The sequence below is a fragment of the Rhodohalobacter sp. 614A genome, from assembly GCF_021462415.1.
Lineage (GTDB): Bacteria > Bacteroidota > Rhodothermia > Balneolales > Balneolaceae > Rhodohalobacter.
Genome location: NZ_JAKEDS010000001.1, coordinates 96,546 through 118,404, shown reverse-complemented (window position 1 = coordinate 118,404; position 21,859 = coordinate 96,546). Strand labels below are relative to the sequence as shown.

General features: G+C 42.8%; 12 protein-coding genes. All 12 read left to right on the top strand.

Translation table 11 applies throughout. From position 1 onward, the window contains the following. Positions 1-283: 283 nt before the first annotated feature. Positions 284-3,358, top strand: coding sequence for a SusC/RagA family TonB-linked outer membrane protein (locus L0B18_RS00420; protein WP_234567120.1), 3,075 nt, complete (start codon positions 284-286; stop codon positions 3,356-3,358). Between the two features lie 31 nt (positions 3,359-3,389). After that, positions 3,390-4,871 (top strand): RagB/SusD family nutrient uptake outer membrane protein, encoded by a 1,482-nt coding sequence (locus tag L0B18_RS00415; RefSeq protein WP_234567119.1) that lies wholly within the window; start codon positions 3,390-3,392, stop codon positions 4,869-4,871. An 83-nt stretch (positions 4,872-4,954) separates the two neighbouring features. Then, on the top strand, positions 4,955-6,412 hold the full coding sequence (locus L0B18_RS00410) for a sulfatase family protein (protein ID WP_234567118.1): 1,458 nt from the start codon (positions 4,955-4,957) through the stop codon (positions 6,410-6,412). A 7-nt stretch (positions 6,413-6,419) separates the two neighbouring features. Next, a complete protein-coding gene (locus tag L0B18_RS00405) occupies positions 6,420-7,877 on the top strand; it encodes a sulfatase (RefSeq protein ID WP_234567117.1) in 1,458 nt (485 codons plus the stop codon). Between the two features lie 282 nt (positions 7,878-8,159). Continuing rightward, positions 8,160-11,240, top strand: a complete 3,081-nt coding sequence (locus L0B18_RS00400) for a SusC/RagA family TonB-linked outer membrane protein (RefSeq protein WP_234567116.1) — start codon at positions 8,160-8,162, stop codon at positions 11,238-11,240. Between the two features lie 24 nt (positions 11,241-11,264). After that, complete coding sequence (locus tag L0B18_RS00395) at positions 11,265-12,743, top strand: RagB/SusD family nutrient uptake outer membrane protein (protein WP_234567115.1); 1,479 nt, start codon at positions 11,265-11,267, stop codon at positions 12,741-12,743. A gap of 248 nt (positions 12,744-12,991) precedes the next feature. After that, positions 12,992-14,182, top strand: a complete 1,191-nt coding sequence (locus L0B18_RS00390; protein ID WP_234567114.1) for a sialidase family protein — start codon at positions 12,992-12,994, stop codon at positions 14,180-14,182. Between the two features lie 25 nt (positions 14,183-14,207). Beyond that, positions 14,208-15,590: a sulfatase-like hydrolase/transferase gene (locus L0B18_RS00385; RefSeq protein WP_234567112.1), complete on the top strand. Its 1,383-nt coding sequence runs from the start codon at positions 14,208-14,210 to the stop codon at positions 15,588-15,590. Further along, a complete protein-coding gene (locus tag L0B18_RS00380) occupies positions 15,591-17,120 on the top strand; it encodes a sulfatase (RefSeq protein ID WP_234567111.1) in 1,530 nt (509 codons plus the stop codon). It abuts the gene before it with no gap. A 21-nt stretch (positions 17,121-17,141) separates the two neighbouring features. Then, positions 17,142-18,071 (top strand): dihydrodipicolinate synthase family protein, encoded by a 930-nt coding sequence (locus tag L0B18_RS00375; protein ID WP_234567109.1) that lies wholly within the window; start codon positions 17,142-17,144, stop codon positions 18,069-18,071. Further along, entirely contained in the window at positions 18,068-19,552 is a 1,485-nt protein-coding gene (locus tag L0B18_RS00370; RefSeq protein ID WP_234567108.1) for a sodium:solute symporter, read from the top strand. The genes L0B18_RS00375 and L0B18_RS00370 overlap by 4 nt, the downstream gene beginning before the upstream one ends. 25 nt (positions 19,553-19,577) lie before the next feature. Continuing rightward, complete coding sequence (locus L0B18_RS00365; RefSeq protein WP_234567107.1) at positions 19,578-21,812, top strand: FG-GAP repeat domain-containing protein; 2,235 nt, start codon at positions 19,578-19,580, stop codon at positions 21,810-21,812. Positions 21,813-21,859: the final 47 nt, after the last annotated feature.

Genomic DNA, 21,859 nt, shown 5'->3' with positions numbered 1-21,859 from the left:
ATGTAAACGGTTACAGTACATGGTCGTGTAAAATCATTATTCAAGACAATTTACTCCATAAATGTAGTTTATTTTATGTAGTGAATAATGAAAATAAATTTCCTTTCTTTCCAAAAAAGCCTTTTTAAATACCTTAAAAGTGTCTTTGGTTAAAAAAATAAAAAAAACTTCCGTGAATATTTTTCTTGACAACGAAAAGTGAATCTTATACATTTATAATGTAAACGATTACATTACAAATCTATAAAAGCGCTTCTAAAGCGACGATAAATTGGAGAATTTTATGCTCGATAAAAATACAATGCTATTAGCCATTATCTTTTTTTTGGCGATACCTCTTTTGGGGATGGCGCAAAGTCATGAGGTGTCGGGAACGGTTACCGATGTTGAGACCGGAGAAACACTACCCGGGGTGAACATTATGATAAAGGGAACGGTGCAGGGGACTACCACTGATCTACAGGGAAGCTATAATCTTAGCTCTATTGCAGACAGTGATACACTTATTTTTTCGTACGTCGGTTACGAATCTAATGAGATAGCTGTAAATGGAAGACGTGTTATTGATGTGGAGATGTCTTCTGCAGCAATTATGGGTGATGAACTTGTAGTTGTAGGATATGGCTCCCTGAGAGAAAGAGAAATATCCGGCTCTGTATCGCGGGTAAATCCGGATGAATTTGATCAAAATGTAAGTTCGTCCGTTGATGAACTCTTACAAGGCAAGGCGCCGGGTGTTCAGGTTGTACAAAATAGTGGTGAACCCGGTGGGGGAATGTCCATCGATATCAGGGGAGTGGGTTCTATTAATGCAGGAAGTTCTCCATTGTATGTGATTGATGGCCTTCCTATTGATAACTCTGTATTGATCTCCGGAACGGGAAACCAAGTGGCATCCAATCCTTCTCCAAGAAATCCGTTAAGTGCATTAAATCCACAGGATATTGAGTCGATTGAAGTATTAAAAGATGCTTCAGCTACGGCCATTTATGGGTCAAGAGGTGCGAATGGTGTTATTTTGGTTACAACCAAAAAAGGGACTGCCGGAGATTTCCAGGTAAATTTTAATACACAATTTGGTTTCCAGAATGTGCATCAAAAATTGAACCTTCTGAATCCACAGGAATATATGGAAGGTATTAATTCTTTGATTGATGCAGGCGGTGGTGAAGAATCAGAAAGAGTGACCGAAATAATAGGTGGAGGAACCGATTGGCAGGATGTGATCTTCCGCGAAAATGCACCCTCACAAAAATACAATATCAATTTTTCCTGGGGGAATGCTAATACAACTTATTTAGTGGCATTGAATACCTCGCAGCAGCAAGGCCTGGTAGAAAATACCTCTTTCGACAGGTATGGGGCTCGGTTTAATCTCGCTCACAGTACAGATAACTTCAATTTTGGGTTTAACGGAAATGCCAGTTACATCAAAGATAAACTGGTACCAAACGGTTTTGATGTAAACCTGCGTGGTGGTGCTATTAATGCTGCAAAATTGTGGGATCCCACACGGCCAATCAGGGATGAAGATGGAAATTATTACATCACCGAGTTATACGATATTGATAACCCGGAAGCCATTACAACCGGAAATCACATCGATGGAAACCGCTACAGATTCTTCGGAACGGCATACGGAGAATATTTTATTCTGCCTCAACTATCGGCAAAAGTGAATGTTGGTGGGGATTTTAATAATGAAGATAAATCCGTTTATAAAGACAGAACCACGATTATCGGTAATTCATTAGGAGGCGTTGCTACCGCATACGAAGGAACACAATCAAATTACCTGGTTGAAGGGACTTTGAACTTCAAGGAATCATTTGAAAACCATACGATAAATGCTGTATTAGGGCTTACTACTCAACGATTTTTGAGACGAACAAGCAGCATGCAGGCAAATAATTTTATTACGGATGCAACCAATGCCGATAATTTTTCATTAGCTGACCGGTCTACGCTGGTTGTGGACAGCAATAAGTCGAGCAATAAATTATTGTCATATCTCGGGCGTATCAACTACACGTATTTAAACAAATATATTATTACTGCATCGTACCGGGTTGATGGTTCCAGCCGATTTGGTCCCGGTAATAAATTCGGATATTTCCCATCCGTATCATTAGGCTGGCTGATTGATCAGGAAGAATTTTTCAGTCCGCTCAGTGATACGTTCAGTATGCTGAAATTACGGGCAAGCTGGGGGAAAACGGGTAACCAGGAAATTGGTAACAACCGTTATTTAACTACTTTCAATTCCGGCGGACCTTATGTACTGGACGATCAGTTCACAAATAGTTTGAATCCATCACGAATTGCCAATCCGGATTTGAAATGGGAAACCACGGAGCAATATAATATTGGCCTGGACTTCAGTCTGCTGAACGACCGATTTTCCGGTGCTATTGAGTGGTATCAAAAAGATACTTATGACATGCTTTTGAACCTGCCTATTCCGACATCAAGCGGCTACAGCAGCCGGTTGGTTAATATTGGCGGGATGACGAATAAAGGGCTCGAATTTGCTCTTACTTCCTACAATATTTCCGGAAAAGAGTTTAGCTGGAGTACCGATTTAAACTTTTCCACGCTGAAAAACGAGGTGACGGATCTCGGAGGCTTGAACCAGATTTTTACGGGTAATACTCCAACATCCTCAGAAAATTCGGCCATTATTATTCCCGGCCAGCCACTTCGGTCGTTCTTTGGATATGAAGTAACAGGAATCTGGCAGGAAGGGGATGATTTCTCGGCCGTATCAAATATCAACAATCCGGGCGATTTCAAATTTAAAGATGTAAATAATGACGGAATTATAGACGGTGATGACCGGGTAATTCTTGGTAATTCATTTCCAGATTTTAGCTGGGGGATTGGAAACACGCTTAGTTATAAGGACTTTCAGTTTCACTTCTTCTTTAAAGGCGTGCACGGCATCAGCATGATAAACGGAAACCTTTTGGAGAATTATTTCCCACGGTCGGGCGTAAGGGTAAACAGGCTGGCTGAACCGTTCCTGAATCGGTGGACACCAGAGAATCCTTCCAATGATCAACCATCGTATTTGAACGTGAACCAGCTTGCACAGTCTGTGAATTCACGAACAGTTGTGGATGCATCATACATAAAACTGCAAACGGTTCGGTTAAGTTATAACCTCTCTCCGGATATACTCAAAGGTTTAGCAAGGTCGGCTGAGATATATGTAAGCGGACAAAATTTGTTAACCATTTCTGATTATGAAGGGTTTGACCCCGCTTTAAATCCAAATGGTAACGCAAATTTCAGAGTCGACTGGAATGGCTATCCATCAGCTACTACCTACTTGATAGGTGTTAATCTCGGCTTCTAAAAACCCTTTTTAAACTTTAAAACGAATAATTATGAAATTATCAAAGTTAATCGCATTTGGATTAGTACTTGCAATAACCCTTGTGTTAGCAAATGGATGTGGTGAATCAGCACTTGATCCGGAGGTATTCTCAGAAACGGCTCCCGAAAACACATTTGCATCTCTTGAAGGAATAGAGGCTGTGTTATATGGTGCACACGAAAATTTGGCCATGGTAGGCGGAAATGATGCTGCCCAGCAGTTAACATCCCTGGAAATTATGACGGATGTTGGGTTTGCAACAGCCGGCGCAATAGGTAACTGGGCGTTGAACTTCCAGGATTTTATCATGGATGGCGTGGGAAGCAGCATGTATGCTGTTATGTGGAACCAGCCCTACCAGGCAATACGAAACGTTCATATTCTCCTGGAAAATATTGATGATGCCGATATTAGTGACGCAAATAAAGAGCTGATCCGGGCAGAAGCACGATTTATCAGGGCTGTTGCATACTATAAATTGTATATGGTTTTTGGTCCCGTACCGTTACGCACCAGCACCGATCAGGAACTGGAACTTCCACGGGCCACAGAAGAAGAAATGATCAGTTTTATAGAATCAGAACTTCTTGCAGCCATTCCCGGCTTGCCACCCTACGGACAAGAAAAAGCATATGGCCGGGCTCATAAAGCTGCGGCTATGGGATTCCTTACAAAGCTTTACCTGAATACAAAGCAGTGGCAAAAAACAGCCGATATGGCCAAGCAAATTATGGATCTGGGAACATTTGATTTATTCCCTTCATACTTTGGCCTGTTCCAGGTTGCCAATGAAGGAAATGAGGAAATTATCTGGGCCCGGACAGGACGTGCCGATCTCGGCCGATCTGCCAACATCAGTTTTATGAACTTCGCATGGCCAACAGGTTTTCAGAGTAATCCCCGTACGGGATTAGAGTTTTGTGACGGTTGTAGAAATTTTGCCACTATGTTTCGGATTCGCGATGAATTCTGGAACTCGTTCGAGCCAAATGACAACCGAACCGACCTGATTATCCGGGAATATGTAAATACAAACGGTGAGCTCATCAACCTGTTACCGCCAAATGACAATGTGCGTCCGTTTAAATATTGGCCCGCAGATGATTATGCCGGTCCCGCCTACGGAAATGATATTCCCGATATCCGGTATGCTGATATCTTATTATCACGAGCTGAAGCTCTAAATGAATTAAACGGGCCAAACCAGGAGTCCGTTGATTTAATCAACCAGATAAGAAACAGAGCCGGATTGGAAGATATTACCTTGGCGGATTATCCATCCAAAGACGGTCTTCGCGGTCATATTCTTGACGAACGTGGCTGGGAATTCTGGTGGGAAGGAAAACGAAGAGATGACCTGATTCGTCACGGACTTTTCATTCAAAAAGCCCAGGAAAGAGGACTGCCGGCTCAGCCTCATCATGTACGCCATCCAATTCCCCAGTTTGCTTTAGATGCAAATCCAAATCTTGAGCAGAATCCTGGTTATTAATTAGTCGAAATTTTATACAATGGAGGCTGGTTCATTTTGCTCAAATGGATCGGCCTCTATTACTATTTAGATCTACTTCAAAAATGAAATTTATCCACTCACTGGTTCTGCTTTTATTGATTTCAACGCACGTTCATGCTCAGGAAAAAAAGCCAAATATCCTGTTTATTTATACAGATGATCAGGCCGTTTGGACGATCGGGGCGAATGGCAACAAGCAGGCTTCCACGCCGAATATTGATCGCCTTGCTAGCGAAGGTGCGAATTTTAAAAATGCGTTTGTGAGCACTCCGGTATGCAGTCCCGCCCGGGCTGCACTGATGACGGGCAGATACGCCAGCGAGTTTAGCATTGCCGACTTTATTCCGCAGCCGGGCCATCGATTATATGATCCTGAAAATGAGGTTGGACTGGATCCCGCTTCCATTACTTTTCCGGAAGTATTGTCAGATAATGGATATACGACCGGGCTGATAGGGAAGTGGCATTTAGGGGATTGGACGGCTGATCCTTCAAACAAATACCATCCTACTAATAACGGGTACGACTATTTTATGGGTTTGACGGGTGGCGGAACGTCACCTGTGGATCCACCTCTTGAAAAAAACGGAGAGGTAAAAACGTTTAAAGGATTAACAACGGATATTCTTACAGATGAAGCCATTGAGTTTCTCAAAAGAAATTCGGATAAACCATTTTTATTGAGTGTTCATTACCGGGCTCCGCATGGTGCCTGGTTACCTGTAGCCGAAGCCGATTGGGAACCTTACAAAGATCTGGATCCCGATATCCCCAATCCTGATTTCCCGGATCTTGATGTAGAACGGGTAAAACGCATGATGCGGGAATACCTTGCAAGTGTCAGCGGTGTGGATAGAAATGTCGGGCGCTTGCTGTATACACTTGATATGCTGAACATCGCAGATAATACCATTGTGATTTTTACGTCCGATCATGGCTATAATATGGGCCACAACGGGATTTTCCATAAAGGAAATGGAATTTGGGTAACGAAGCATCTGCCACCAAAAGAGCCAAATATTGGACAGAAATACAGGCCAAATTTATATGATTTGTCATTAAGAGTGCCTGTAATTGTCCGCTGGCCGGACGTGGTAGAGCCGGGAACAAAAGTATCGGAGATCGTATCCAGCCTCGATTGGTTTCCCACGCTTCTCGAAATGGCTGGCGCAGATATGCCAAAAGGGAAAATTGTCCGCGGCCGAAGTATGGTTCCTCTTCTGAAGGGTGAAACTGTAAATGACTGGAGAACCGATATTTACGCTGAATATTCCATGATCAACTATGCTCAGTCTTATATGCGGGCTTATCGCACAAAAGAGTGGAAGTTAGTGGAAGATTTTAGGAATCCTGAAAGAGATGAATTGTACAATATCGCCAAAGATCCGGAAGAGAATATTAACCTGATTTACGATTCCCGACAGAGCGTGAAAGACATCAAAAAAGAACTGGATCGTGAAATAAAAAACCATATGAATCAACTCAATGATTCTTTATTAGACACATTATCCGTTAACTAAATGTGACATGAAAAAAATAATTTTTTGCCTTGTAGCTTTACTCTCGCTGACAACCACAATACATGCTCAATCAAAAAGTGCACCATCAGATAAACAAAATGTACTGTTTATCATTGTTGATGACCTTAATATGCTTGTTGAAAGCTATGGAGCAGAAGGATTGCAAACTCCCAATATCGATAAGTTAGCTTCTGAGGGACGTGCTTTTACAAGGGCGTATGTGCAAAATCCATTATGCAATCCGTCGCGCGCATCCATCATGACGGGCAAACGGCCAAATGAATTAGATATCCAGAGACTCAGTAAGAGCTTTCGGGAGATGTATCCTCAAATAGAAACACTTCCCCAATATTTTAAAGAAAATGGCTATTACTCTGCCGGCATTGGAAAAATTTATCACAATTGGGGCGAGAAGTTTAAGGAAGGAGATCCTGAGTCGTGGTCTGAAACTCCGTTTTATCACTGGGCTGCTCATTTTCACGATTGGTATGTTCCGGGACGGCCCTATCAGTGGCATTACGATTTAAAAAAAGGGCCAGCTGTTCAGCGGGAAGATGTTCCCGACGAAGCCTATGTTGACGGTCGAATTGCCAATGCTGCTGTTAATAAACTGAGAGAATTACAGGAAACACCATTTTTCCTCGCGGTAGGATTCTGGAAACCTCATTTACCATACAATGCTCCCAAAAAATATTGGGATTTGTACGACCGGAATCATTTACCCTCACCACCACGCTACACGGCCCCGGTAGACGGCGTGCCTGATCTGGCCTATGTAAATTCAAACGAGGCCAGAAGTTATACCGATGTGCCGAAGGAAGGACCCATTCCTGAATCCAAAAAACTGGAATTGCGGCATGGATATATGGCATCGATAAGTTTTGTGGATGCCCAGATAGGAAAGGTTCTCGACGAATTGAAACGATTAAATCTTGATAAGAAAACAGCGGTCGTTTTTGTGTCAGATCACGGATACCACGCAGGCGAACATGGTCAGTTTGGAAAATGGACTACTTTTGAGCTGGGTACCCGGGTCCCTTTTATCATTAAAACACCCGATTTGAAAAATCCGGGGAAAAAATCAGACAGCATTGTGGAGATGATTGATATCTATCCAACACTGGTTGATTGGGCGGGTTTACCCATGAAAAAAGATTTGTCAGGTGTTTCGCTTGTACCCGTTTTAAAAAATCCTGAGGCTGATGTTAAACCCTTTGCTGTTTCCCAGACAACACGGCCGCTCCAGGGAGGCGCGGCATATGAGATTATTGGCTCTTCCATCCGGGATGAAAGATATCGCTACAATATTTGGGTTCGCAAAGAAGATCATAAAATCATTGCAGAAGAATTGTATGATCTGTCAACCGATCCGTTCTATGTGGAAAATATAGCAGACAAAAAAGGAGTGGAACCGATCAAAAAACGAATGTATAATCAGTTGATGGAAAAGATTGGAAATAAATGACACCTATGTCTGTAAACGATTACAAATATCTAATTTATTTTCTGATTCTTTCAAATCCATTACACACGTATTTCATTTTTTGAAAGATGTTCAAACGTCTTTCCTCTTGCTCTGAAATATATATTATTTGCCGTTAAAAGTTGTTAAAGGTAGATTTTTTGGATTTAAAACAATTATTCCAATGTTTTTATTTTTTCAACAAGTTCTTGATTTAAGTATGGGGGATATTTACATTTTAAATGTAAACGATTACATTGTAAGCGCTTTTAAATTGGAGAAGAAATGAAGAAACCGATGCTCTATAACAAACTGATGCTGTTAGTTTTTGTCTTGTTACTTATGACAACAGCAGGTATGGCCCAGGATCACGAAGTAACGGGTAAAGTTACCGATAGTGAGACTGGTGAAACACTACCAGGTGTTAATATAATGATAAAAGGGACTGTTCGTGGAACCACAACAGATTTAGATGGGGAGTATGTTTTGCCCTCATCCAGCCCTTCAGATACACTGTTGTTTTCGTATGTAGGATACGAAACAAGTGAAATTCCCATTGATGGCAGATCTGTTATTGATGTACTACTGGCACCTGCGGCAATTATGGGGGGCGAGTTGGTAGTAGTTGGATATGGAACTCTGAGGGAAAGAGACATATCCGGCTCTGTTGTGAACCTAGATGACAGCCGTTTTAACCAGGGTGTTGTTGAATCTGTAGACGAACTTTTGCAAGGCGCAGCGCCGGGTGTTCAGGTCGTGCAAAATACGGGTGAACCGGGTGGAGGTATGTCTATTAACATTCGTGGTGTTGGTTCTATTACCGGTGGAACGGCTCCTCTTTATGTAATTGATGGGCTGCCCATTGATAACTCTGTTCTTATTAGCGGTACGGGAAACCAGATTCCTACAAATCGTTCTCCCCGTAACCCTTTAAGTGCTCTCAACCCCTCTGATATCGAATCCATTCAAATCTTGAAGGATGCTTCTGCTACAGCTATTTATGGCTCCAGGGGCGCGAATGGTGTAATTATGGTAACGACAAAAAAAGGTTCGCAAGGAGCTCTTCAAGTCAACTACCGTGGCAGTTTTGGTATTCAGAACACTCATGACAGATTGGATCTTTTAAATGCACAGGAATATCAAGAAGTTGTCAATTCCCTGATTGATTTGGGAGAAGGCGGCGAATCAGATCGTGTAACAGGCATCCAAAATGGTGGTACAGACTGGCAGGAAATGATTTTCAGGGATAATGCTCCTATGCAAACTCATGATTTGTCTTTTTCATGGGGTAATCCCAACACTACATATTTGGTATCTGTTAATAATACATCCCAGGATGGACTGATTGAAGGATCAAGTTATAACAGGTACAATGCACGTTTCAACCTTCAGTATACATCTGACAAGTTTAAAATGGGATTCAATACAAACGTCAGCTATATAGAAGATGAGTTTGTCCCATTCGGTTTCGATGTAAATGAGCGATCCGGGGTAGTCAATGCAGCGAAACTCTATGATCCTACAATCGCAGTTTATAATGATGCCGGTGAATATGTAGTTACTCAATTCGCAAACCTTGATAATCCTGTAGCTCTCATCAACGGTACAAATATGGATGCAGATAGATACAGGTACTTCGGTACTCTGTATGGTGAATATTTTATCCTTCCAAGTTTATCCGTCAAAGTAAATGCCGGCGGAGATATTAGTAATGAGAAAAAGAATATCTATAAAGATAAAACAACCGTTACAGGAAAATCACTGGGTGGTATTGCCACTGTATACGATGCGGGCCTTTATAATTACCTCGCAGAAGGAACCATCAATTATAAGCAGACCATTGAGGATCACAGATTTGATGCCGTTGTAGGGATTACCACCCAAAAATTCATAAAAGAATACAGCAGTCTGCAAGGCTCCGGTTTTAGCACCGATGCAACCCAGGCGTATAATATGGATTTGGCGGAGCAGTCTACTCTGGATGCATCCAGTTCTAAAAACACAAATACGTTGCTGTCTTATCTCGGCCGGGTAAACTACTCGTTCAAAGATAAATATAATCTAACGGCGAGTTACAGGATTGATGGTTCCAGCCGGTTCGGTGAAGATAACAGGTTCGGTTTCTTCCCTTCCGTATCGGTAGGCTGGTTAATTGACCAGGAAGAATTTTTTGCTCCATTGCGGGACAAAATCTCAATGTTAAAACTGAGAGCCAGCTGGGGTGAAACCGGAAACCAGGAAATTGGTAACAACCGATCACTCATTACATTTAGCTCCGGTAGTACACTTGTTCTCGATAACGAATTTGTAAATACGTTAGAGCCTTCCCGAATTGCCAATCCCGATTTGAAGTGGGAAACCACCGAACAATTTGATGCCGGTTTTGATATCAGCTTTTTCGATAACCGCATGTCGGGTTCGGTAGATTGGTTCTGGAAAAATACCCGGGATATGCTGATCAGTTTGCCGGTTCCACGATCATCCGGTTATAGCAGCAAATTGGTAAATATTGGAAGGATGGTAAACAAAGGTCTTGAAGTATCTCTGACCTCCTATAATGTAGAAACCACAGACTTTTCATGGAGATCAGATTTAAACCTGGCCACTTTGAATAATGAGGTTAAGGATTTGGGAGGTGACATCGAGCGAATTCTAACCGGAAGCATCCCAACCAAATCAGGTAATGCGGCCATCATAACTCCCGGTCTGCCTATCTATTCGTTTTATGGTTACAAAGTTGACGGAGTCTGGCAAACCAACGAAGCGGATGCAGCCGCAGGTTACGATGCCGTGCCTGGCCAGTGGAAATTCCACGATACAAACGGTGATGGCACCATCAGCGCAGAAGACAGGGTAAACCTCGGTAATTCCATTCCTGATTTTACATGGGGTTTCGGGAATACAGTTAATTACAAAAACTGGGAGCTTCATGTTTCTATCGAAGGAGTTTCCGGTGTGAAAATGGTAAATGGAAATCTGCTGGAAACGTACTTCCCGTATGTTTCAACGGTACGTACCAATAAATTGGCAGAGCCGCTTCTAAACCGCTGGACCGTTGATAATCCAACAAACGATCAACCTTCGTTTATAGATTCAAGTGATCAGGAAGCGTATGCGCTTAATTCCCGCACGGTGGTAGATGCCTCTTACATTAAACTGCAAACAGTACGGCTTACATATACATTGCCGCAAACATTTATCCGGTCTGCCCAAATATATGTAACAGGACAAAACCTGTTGACATTAAGCGATTATGATGGATTTGATCCGGCACTGAATCCAAATGGAGATGCTAATTTCAGGATTGACTGGAATGGCTATCCATCCGCAAGGACCTACTTGGTCGGTGTAAATCTTGGCTTTTAATTTCAATTTATAAGGATATCTATCATGAAATTTTTAAAAACATTCAATTACGCATCTATAGCTTTAGTTTTGATTTTGTTCGCGAGCTGTAGTGACTCGTTGGAGCCTGAAGTGTATTCAGAGACAGCTCCCGATAATCTCTTTGAAACTTTGGAAGGGATAGAATCAGTTCTCTTTTCAGGATATGCCAACCTTGCCGAAAACAATGGTAATTCACTGGCAAATGTTCTGGGAGTTGAGGAATGTATGGGAGATAACGGATACGTGGTTTCCAGTTGGACCCCAACGTACCAGAACTTTATTATGGATCCCGCTTCCGTACACACATTTTTCTATACAAAACCATACGAAGCCATTCGGGATGCCAATATTATTTTGGAAGAAATAGACGATGCACCGATTGATGCATCGTCAATAACGCTGATTAAAGCTGAAGCTACATTTATCAGAGCTGCGTCATACTACACCTTGTATATGCGATTTGGCGGGGTGCCTCTGAGAACCAGCAGTGATGATGAACTGGAACTCCCAAGAGCTTCCGAAGAAGCAATCGTAAGCTTTGTTGAAAGCGAACTGACAGCGTCCCTTTCCGGCTTGCCCGAACCAGGCGAAGAATCACAGTACGGAAGAGCCAACAAAGGTGCTGCCCATGGGTTTTTGATGAAACTTTACCTGAATACAAAACAGTGGCAAAAAGCTGCCGATGAAGCAAAAACCATTATGGATATGGGCGCTTACGGTCTGTTTCCCGATTATTTTAGCCTGTTTTTTGTAGCCAATGAAGGAAATGAAGAGATGATCTGGGTGAAAGAAGGACAAAAAGATACGGGCAGATCTGCAGGTAATTCTTTTATGAACTTTGCGTATCCATATGCGCCCTCTCCCTTTTATTATCATCCGCGTACCGGATTGTATTTCCCGGAATCAGCCCGAAACTTCGACGACTCCAACTTGTTTGTTTACGATTCATGGTATGAAACATTCGATCCCAACGATACACGCAAAGATCTGATCATAACAGAATATGTAGGCGAGGACGGTGAACTTCATAACCTGGCAAATGTGGATGACGAAAACATTGGAAGACGGCCATTTAAATACTGGCCTGATGATGGAGCCGCAGGTCCCGGATATGGAAATGATGTTCCGGTAATCCGATATGCAGATGTTCTTTTAACCCGGGCTGAAGCACTTAACGAGCTGAATGGTCCGAACCAGGAATCTATAGATCTTATCAACCAGGTAAGAGAACGGGCAGGAATCGATGATCTTCAATTATCCGATTTTGGATCAAAAGCCGATCTTCGGGACCATATTCTTACCGAAAGAGGATGGGAATTTTGGTATGAAGGAAAACGCCGGGAAGATTTGATACGTACTGGTAAACTGATTGAAAGAGCACAGGAACGTGGTTTGCCGGCTCAATCATATCATGTGCACTATCCGATACCTCAAACAATAATGGATGCAAATCCGGCACTTGTTCAGGATGAGGGATATTAAGCCATAGATTAAACAGAAACGAATACAAATAGTCTCTTATATATTCTATCTCTCTTGTTTCCCCTGCCCTGACTCCCCGCGCCGGAGAAGGGGCAGGGGTAGGAGAGCTTTAAAAAAAACGAATCATTCAACAATGATAGTTTTTTGATAAAAACCCAATGATTATCAACAGTCAATATTCTCATACACATTTTTCTCCAGCCTGTTCTTTTCAGAACGGCGCACCTGTTTCTAATGGGAGCTGGCGTATGAAAAGAATGTCAAAAGAGAGAATGGCTGTACAGTGCTTGTTCATCTTATTTTTGTTTTCGGGCTCACTGTATGCTCAAGCATTCGATTTAGAAGGAGTGATTGTTGATTATTCAAGTGCAGAGACAGGCCTTTATTTGGGCTCGCCATCTATTGCTGTTTTAGAAAACGGCACATATGTGGTTTCGATTGATCCGTTTGGTCCTGCCATCAACAAATCGGAGAAACCCCGTGCCGCTAAACTATTTTCTTCGAATGATCAGGGCAAAAGCTGGACGTTTATAACCGACGTCCCGAATACATTTTGGGCTGGTCTTTTTACGCTGGATGGGGATTTATATCTGATGGGATCAACAGACGAATATGGAGACCTGGCAATCCGGAAAAGTACAGACGGAGGGCATACATGGACCACTCCTGTGGACGAACATACCGGGCTTTTAAATACAGATTATGAATATCATACAGCTCCCGTTCCGGTTGTCACTCACAACGGAAGAATTTGGCGGGCCATGGAAGATCGGTATCCGCCGGAAAAATGGGGCGAAAATTTCAGGGCGTTAGTTGTTTCTGCACCTGTAGATAGTGATTTATTGGATGCTTCCAGTTGGACGATCAGCAATCGCCTGCAATATGATCACGAAAAATGGGAAGGGTATGCGTGGCTGGAAGGAAATATTGTTGTGACACCGAATGATGAATTGGTAAACGTTTTGCGTGCCGATTTCCGGCCGGAACCCATCTATGGCAAGGCAGCGGTTGTTAATATTTCAGAGAATGGCGAAACGGTATCCTTTACTCCGGAAACAGGATTTATTGATTTACCCGGTGGAACGAAAAAATTTACGATACGCTATGATGATACCTCCCAAAAGTATTGGTCTTTAGTGAATTATATACCGGAAGAGTACGCTGATTTTAGTGAATTCCGCCCTGATCAAATTCGCAATACCTTAGTCCTGGTTTCATCAAAAAATCTGACGGATTGGAAAATCAACAAAATCATCTATCAACATCCCGATGTAAAACATGTTGGTTTTCAGTACGCAGACTGGCTGTTTGAAAACAACGACATTGTTTCTGTGATACGGACGGCTTACCCCGATCATGAAGGCAGAAACGCTCATAATGCTCATGATTCTAATTATATCATCTTCAAACGGATCAAAGACTTCAGGCAGTATGAATAATCACCATTCAAAAAAGGATGAAACCATGAAATTTCCAGCGAAATTATTTGTTGTGATTACGATTCTGTTTTGGAGCGGCAGTTCAGTTTCATGCACATCAGAATCTCAAAAAGAGGAAGAGGTTCATCAAACACCCAATGTCATCCTGATTTTAGCGGATGATTTTGCCATCGGAGATCTTGCATCCTTTAATGGCGGAATCACCAAAACGCCCTCTCTTGATAAGCTGATTGATGAAGGAGTTTATTTCAATCATGCGTATTCCGGTTCTGCCGTGTGTTCGCCATCCCGGGCCGCACTAATGACGGGACGATATCCACATCGAACGGGCTCCGTTACATTAAACATGCAGCAGTATCCGGAACTTTCCCGAATTGCTAAAAGTGAAGTAACCATTGGAAATGTTTTTCAGGAGAATGGCTACAAAACCGGGCTGATCGGCAAGTGGCATAACGGCCTCGGCGAAGAATATCATCCACTTAACAGGGGATTTGATGAATTTGAAGGTTTTGTCGGCTTTAATGTATCCGAAACCTATTTTAAATATAGTCTTGATGTTCAGGGTACCTATCATGATGTGGATGACAAATACCTCACCAATGACCTGACAGAAAGAGCCAAAAATTTTGTGAACCGGCATAAAGCCGAACCATTCTTTTTGTTCCTGGCACATTATGCGCCTCACCGTCCGTTAAGCGCGCCGGAGGAACTCATCCAGAATTATTTAGACAAAGGATTTAACAAAAATACGTCCACCATCTATGCAATGATTGAAGTGATGGACCGGGGAATTGGTGAGCTTGTAGACGAATTAAAGAAACTTGAAATCGATGATAATACCATCATTCTTTTTTCAAGTGATAACGGACCTGATCCCATTCCGGGAGAACGGTTTAATGTAGATATGAAAGGCACCAAGTATACGGTGAATGAGGGCGGGATTCATGTTCCGTTTGTGGTGCGGTGGCCCGATACGCTTCAGCCGGGAGAAAGAGACCAGGTGATTCAATTTACTGACGTTCTTCCAACATTGGCAGACCTGCTTTCTCTGGACGTGAAGGAAGACCTGAAATGGGATGGCGGGAGTTTCAGGGATATTCTTTTTGATAAAAATGCTGCCGGTGATTTACCTCCTTACAGGTATTGGCAGTGGAACCGTGGCGTACCAATGTATTCGCATAATGCTGCGATAAGAGATGGAGATTGGAAACTGGTTCGGCCATATGTGACAAGGAATGTACCGGATGCGGAGTCTTCTGCCCGGCCGGTACTTTATAATATTGCAGATGATCCCTCCGAATCCGTCGATGTGTCCGACGAAAATAGAACACAGTATCAAAAAATGCGGGTTTACCTCCGGCAATGGGCTCGTGACGTTGAAAATGACAGACTAAAAATTGATGATTAAATGAAAAGACGCGCACACAACAGGCTCATTATAAACTTCCTTTTTTCACTCCTGATGATAGCCGGATTAAGCAGCCGGTTATCAGCCCAAGGTTCGAAAAACCAGGAGAAGCCAAACATCATCCTCATCTATATTGATGATATGGGCTATTCAGATGTGTCATCATACGGAAAAGAATTTGGGCAGAATTTGACAGAAACGCCCAATATGGATCGATTGGTAAAAGAAGGAAAGAAATTTACGAACGGCTATGCCTCGGCGCCGTTGTGTAGTCCTTCACGAGCTGCACTTTTGACTGGAAAAACACCGGCCCGGCTCAATTTCGAATTCGTAACCAAAAACGAAACCGACGATTATTCCTGGGATGATGAAGAGTGGATCAAAAAATTTGAAGGTTACGATTTAGTTCCCCCACCATTTACGCTGAATCTTCCCCTGGAAGAAGTAACCGTGGCGGAAGCATTGAAGAAAGGTGGCTACGAAACAGCAATTTCCGGAAAATGGCATGTCGCCGCGCATAATAAGCACTACATGGGATGGTCAACAGAGTTTGGGCCTGAGCATCAGGGGTTTGATTTTGCCAAGGAAACCTTCGGTTCACATCCCTATAGTTACACCGTTGGCGGGCAAAAGAAAGACACCAAAGAGTATAAAAAAGGTGAATATCCGGTTGACGCCTTGACGAATCGGGCGATTGATTTTCTTAAACAGGATCATAAAAAGCCATTCTTTTTGTATGTGAGCCACTATTATGTTCACACGCCGGTGGAAGTAAATGCCCAATGGCTCATCGATAAATATCGCAAAAAAGCAGGCCCGGATCTTTCCGAAGAACGTGTTGTGTATGCTGCCTTTGTAGAAATTGTGGATCACTATGTAGGCGAGTTACTTGATGCTATTGACAACGAAGATCTGGCAGACGATACCGTGGTAATTTTAACTTCTGATAATGGCGGCCACCCGGTATATGCGTTTACGCGTCCGTTCCGGGGAAGTAAATGGAATGTATACGAAGGCGGAATTCGGGTCCCGTTTGTTGTCCGCTGGCCGGGTGTTGTGGAAGCCGGTTCCCAAAGCGACGCACCCGTTTCACAAGTCGATCTTAAACCTACATTTATGGACCTGGCCGGTGTGGAAAACTATGAACAAGGTTTGGATGGGAAATCCATTGTTCCGCTTTTTTATGATGATGAAATCGATACGTTTAAAAATCGAACCTTATACTGGCATTTTCCTTATTACCATCCGGAAGGAGGCGAATTTGAAAAAACGCAGTCTCATATTGGGCTTGAAACCGGATATGTCAGCCAAACGCTTCCGCAATCAGCGATGCGTAAAGGAAATTTAAAACTGGTTTATTTTTATGATGGTGATAAAGCTGAATTGTATGATTTAGCAAAAGATCCGTCAGAGCAGAACGACTTGAGTTCTGAAAGACCCTGGGACACTCAAATGATGAAAGCTGAACTGCTTCAAAAATTACACGAAGCCGGAGCCAGATTTCCAAGAGTTAACTCTAAAAAGAATTGAAATAAGGATATCAAAAAAATTATGACTTCAAATCAATCTGAAAAATATCACGGAATTATTCCTCCGGTGGTTACCCCATTACTCGATCAGAACACTTTAGATCACGAAGGTCTGGAGCGTTTGATCGATCACATTCTTGCAGGCGGTGTTCATGGATTATTCATTCTCGGCACCACCGGAGAAGGCCCCGGTCTGAGTTATAATCTCCGCGCTGAAATCACAGAAAAAGTTTGTGCACAAGTGGATGGAAGCGTTCCTGTTTTAGTGGGGATTACAGATACATCTGTCACAGAAAGCATACGTCTGGCTGAAAAAGCTTCGGATGCCGGAGCAGATTCGGTAGTTGCGGCACCGCCTTACTATTTTGCAGCGAATCAGCCTGAATTGCTGAACTATTTCCGGACACTTGCGGATCAGTCACCGTTGCCGCTGTTTCTGTATAACATGCCTTCTCATACTAAAGTAAATTTTGCCCCGGAGACCGTTCAGGAATTAGCCAAAAATCCTAATATTATTGGGTTTAAAGACAGTTCGGGTGATGTAATTTATTTCCAAAAAGTATTAAGCCTTTTGAAGGACAATCCTGACTTCACGGTTCTGGTCGGGCCGGAAGAAATTCTGATGCAAACCATGCTCTCAGGTGGACACGGCGGCGTGAATGGTGGCGCCAATATGTTTCCCACCGTGTATGTGGATATGTATAATGCTGCCAAAGAGAAAGATTTTAACCGAATGCAGCAGCTTCAGAAGAAAATCCTTGCCATCAGTTCCGGACTTTATACGGTGGGTAATTCACCCATGAAATATTTACAGGGTGTGAAATGTGCTCTGTCTTTAATGGGAATTTGCAGCGACACCTTTGCCTTGCCATTTCATGCTTTTGAAGGACAGGAAAAAGAAAAAATCCGTGAGGCTTTAAAACAACTCGATTTGGGAGAAGTGATTCAATGAGTACAATAGATATCATTATTTTTATCATCTACCTGCTGGGGATTATTCTTTTTGGGATTTCATTCTATCAGAAAGAACGAACCTCTGATGATTATTCTACGGGTTCCGGAACACTTCCGGCATGGGTGATCGGACTTTCTATTTTCGCCACATTTGTAAGCAGTATCAGTTTTCTTGCATTGCCGGGATCGGCCTTTTCCTCCAACTGGAATTCATTTGTATTCAGTCTTTCTATTCCCGTAGCCATTTTTATGGCCATTAAGTTTTTTATTCCACTCTATAGAAAGGTGGGAAGTCCGTCAGCCTATACCTATCTGGAAGAACGGTTTGGTCCGTGGGCAAAAAATTATGTCGCTTCCTTTTGGCTTCTCACTCAGGTAATGCGCGTAGCCGTGATTCTCTATTTGCTTGCACTACCGATGTACGTAATTCTCGGATGGGATATGAGAATTATCATCATTATTACAGGAATCAGTGTGATGATCTATTCCATTCTCGGTGGGATAAAAGCGGTCATCTGGACCGATGCTATTCAGGCCATTATTTTGATTTTTGGAGCCATCATCACGCTGGCTGTGTTAATGTTTTCACTCCCGGAAGGACCTTCTCAATATTTCGATGTTGCTGCTCAATATGATAAATTCAGCCTCGGAAATTTCAGCCTCAGCCTGACCGAATCTACATTCTGGATTGTTTTCATTTATGGCATTTTTATCAATCTCCAAAATTACGGAATTGACCAGAATTACATTCAGCGGTACATGACTGCCCGAAATGAGAAAGAAGCGATCTCATCGGCGTTTGGCGGAGGACTGCTATACATTCCCGTTTCACTGCTCTTTTTTATGATCGGCACAGGATTATTTGTCTACTATAATGTATATCCCGATCTGCTTCCTGCCGAGTTCAAAGAAGCCGGAATGGCCGACAGTGTTTTTCCTTATTTTATTGTAAACGGACTTCCAACTGGCATTACCGGATTGTTGATTGCCTCTATTTTTGCAGCGGGAATGAGTACCATTTCAACCAGCCTGAACAGCGGTGCCACAGTTATTCTGAATGATTTCTATAAGCGATATACAAAACAAAAAGTAAGCGAAAATAAGTCCGTTAAAGTACTTTATACAGCCTCGGCCGCGATTTGCTTGCTCGGCGTTTTGATCTCTTTTTTGATCATCAGAGTAGAAAGTGCTCTGGATATCTGGTGGAATCTTGCGGGAATTTTCAGCGGCGGTATGCTGGGCCTGTTTCTGCTTGGTTTTTTCTCTCAAAAAGTATCCAATTTACCGGCAATGATTGGCGTTGGAATTGGCCTGTTGATCATTATATGGATGAGCCTTTCACCGGCCTATTTCGGCGGTTCTCTGGAAGCTTATCAATATTCACTCCACAGCTATCTCACGATCGTGATTGGAACTCTTGTAATTTTTCTCACGGGATTTCTGCTTTCGATTGTTCTGCCTCAAAAAGACATGAATTAATTTCAGCAATATAATTTTGTAAATCATGAAAAATAAGTCTCACTTCCCTTCCATAATGTATACGATTACACTCATGATATTTTTGGTGAGTGCGGTCAATTCGGAACCTCTTGAGTTTAATAAAAGTACAGAATCCGAGGTTTTACGGGCAGATTCTACCGGGCAGGTTCAACCCTCAGAGCAAGAAAAGGATTTCAGTACACTTACGCGTCTCAGTTACAACAATCCGGATATTACCGTAGACCTCGGAGTTGGGTTATGGGCAACCCCTTTTCCGGTGGATTTTGATGAAGATGGCCAGAATGACCTTCTATTAGGTTCCGGCGGACGCCCCTATAACGGAATCTACCTTTTTGAGGGAACAACCGATGAAAAAGGCCCACTTGTTTTCGAAAAGGGAAAACGGCTGAGTGCCTCCACTGCCAGCTATAATATGCAGATTTCACATTTAGAGGATTCCTGGGTGATTACACAACCCGGAAAAGCCTATCCCGATTACAAAAATACATTCCTCGAAAATCCTGTAGAGATTCCATTTGATCCCGAATTTTACATCGGCCGGGCTAACCAATGGAAATATTTTGATTACAACGGAGATGGTGCCACAGATCTAATTATCGGTGCCAGTGACTGGCGGGATTATCGCTGGGATGATGCATACACAAAAGAGGGAAAATGGGTAAATGGTCCATTGCGGGCATTCATTTACTGGATGGAAAATAAAGGCACGGATGAAAATCCCGACTATGCTGAACCGAAAAAAGTGATGGCCGGAGATGAGCCGGTGGAAGTATACGGAATGCCATCCCCAAACTTTGCAGATTTTGACGGCGATGGGTTACCAGATCTTATGCTGGGTGAATTTTTAGACAAGTTTACGTTTTTCAAAAATATCGGGACTCGTACGAATCCGAAATATGCTCCGGGTAAACTCTTGAAAAATAATGGCAATGTTGTGAAAATGGATCTCGAAATGATCACTCCCTCCGCACTCGACTGGGATAAAGACGGAAATGTGGATTTGATTGTTGGAGATGAAGATGGCCGCGTGGCGTTTGTGCGAAATACCGGTCGCATTGTGAATGATGTACCTGTATTTGAAGATCCTGTTTATTTCAAACAAAAAGCTGATGAAGTAAAAATCGGAGCTCTTGCAACGCCATTTGCGTACGACTGGAATGGCGACGGCAACCAGGATATCATTGCGGGCAACACCGCGGGATATCTCTTGTTTGTTGAAAATCTTGGTGGATATCCGCCGAAATGGGCCGCACCCGAATACCTGGAAGCGGACGGTGACGTGATCCGGATTCTTGCCGGAGAAAATGGTTCTATCCAGGGACCGGCAGAAGCAAAATGGGGCTACACGGTATTATCCGTAGCTGACTGGAATGGAAATGGCCTGCCAGATATCATCATTAATTCCATTCTGGGAAAAATAATGTGGTATGAAAATATCGGAACCCGAAGTAAACCAAAGCTTGCTGCTGCAAAACCTGTTCAGGTGGAATGGCAGCGGGCTAATCCAAAGCCGGCCTGGTTCTGGTGGGAACCGGTAGGAAAAGATCTTGTGACCCAATGGAGAAGTACGCCCCAGGCTATCGATTTGAATGAAGATGGATTGACGGATCTGGTTGGGTTGGATCAGGAAGGATTTCTTGCATTTTATGAACGAAAAAAAGTAAACGGTGAGCTTAAGCTGATGCCACCCAAACGCATTTTCTACGCAGATAAAGGCGTGCCTTCTGTTTATGAAAGCGGGCATCATGCGATTGAAATTGGTACCGTTGGTCACCCCGAAGATTTGGTTTCCTACAATGAAGAAGGAGATCTCGCCTATCTGGCCAGGGCACGCCGACCTGTTTCTCCAATGACGATTTCAACGATTTTTAGAGTGCCGGGAATAAAAGAATACATGAATGATTCGGGTAAAGATCTTGACAGAAAACCATTAAGACTGAATGCCGGATGGGCCGGATCGAGCGGACGAAGAAAATTTCATTTGGTTGACTGGACAGGAGACGGAAAACTAGACTTGATTATCAACAGCGGAACAAATGCGGATTTGATGGAAAACGTTGCTGAAAATCCGGGAGAATTTATTTTTCACGGAAGGGGACGGCTTGATGATAATCCCATTGGCGGACACACATCAAATCCTGTTACAGCAGACTTTAATAAAGATGAAATACCGGATCTACTGATTGGCGGGGAAGACGGATTCCTCTATTACAAAGAGAATCCAAGAACGAAGAAATGATGATTAATAAAAAAAGATCTACATAACTGATTTTGTAAACGATTACA

Excerpts from the sequence above, each read along its gene's own strand:
- L0B18_RS00385 (WP_234567112.1), top strand. The coding sequence starts at position 14,208 with ATGAAATTTCCAGCGAAATTATTTGTTGTGATTACGATTCTGTTTTGG.
- L0B18_RS00400 (WP_234567116.1), top strand. The coding sequence starts at position 8,160 with ATGAAGAAACCGATGCTCTATAACAAACTGATGCTGTTAGTTTTTGTC.
- L0B18_RS00420 (WP_234567120.1), top strand. The coding sequence starts at position 284 with ATGCTCGATAAAAATACAATGCTATTAGCCATTATCTTTTTTTTGGCG.
- L0B18_RS00415 (WP_234567119.1), top strand. The coding sequence starts at position 3,390 with ATGAAATTATCAAAGTTAATCGCATTTGGATTAGTACTTGCAATAACC.
- L0B18_RS00380 (WP_234567111.1), top strand. The coding sequence starts at position 15,591 with ATGAAAAGACGCGCACACAACAGGCTCATTATAAACTTCCTTTTTTCA.
- L0B18_RS00370 (WP_234567108.1), top strand. The coding sequence starts at position 18,068 with ATGAGTACAATAGATATCATTATTTTTATCATCTACCTGCTGGGGATT.
- L0B18_RS00395 (WP_234567115.1), top strand. The coding sequence starts at position 11,265 with ATGAAATTTTTAAAAACATTCAATTACGCATCTATAGCTTTAGTTTTG.
- L0B18_RS00405 (WP_234567117.1), top strand. The coding sequence starts at position 6,420 with ATGAAAAAAATAATTTTTTGCCTTGTAGCTTTACTCTCGCTGACAACC.
- L0B18_RS00390 (WP_234567114.1), top strand. The coding sequence starts at position 12,992 with ATGAAAAGAATGTCAAAAGAGAGAATGGCTGTACAGTGCTTGTTCATC.
- L0B18_RS00375 (WP_234567109.1), top strand. The coding sequence starts at position 17,142 with ATGACTTCAAATCAATCTGAAAAATATCACGGAATTATTCCTCCGGTG.
- L0B18_RS00365 (WP_234567107.1), top strand. The coding sequence starts at position 19,578 with ATGAAAAATAAGTCTCACTTCCCTTCCATAATGTATACGATTACACTC.
- L0B18_RS00410 (WP_234567118.1), top strand. The coding sequence starts at position 4,955 with ATGAAATTTATCCACTCACTGGTTCTGCTTTTATTGATTTCAACGCAC.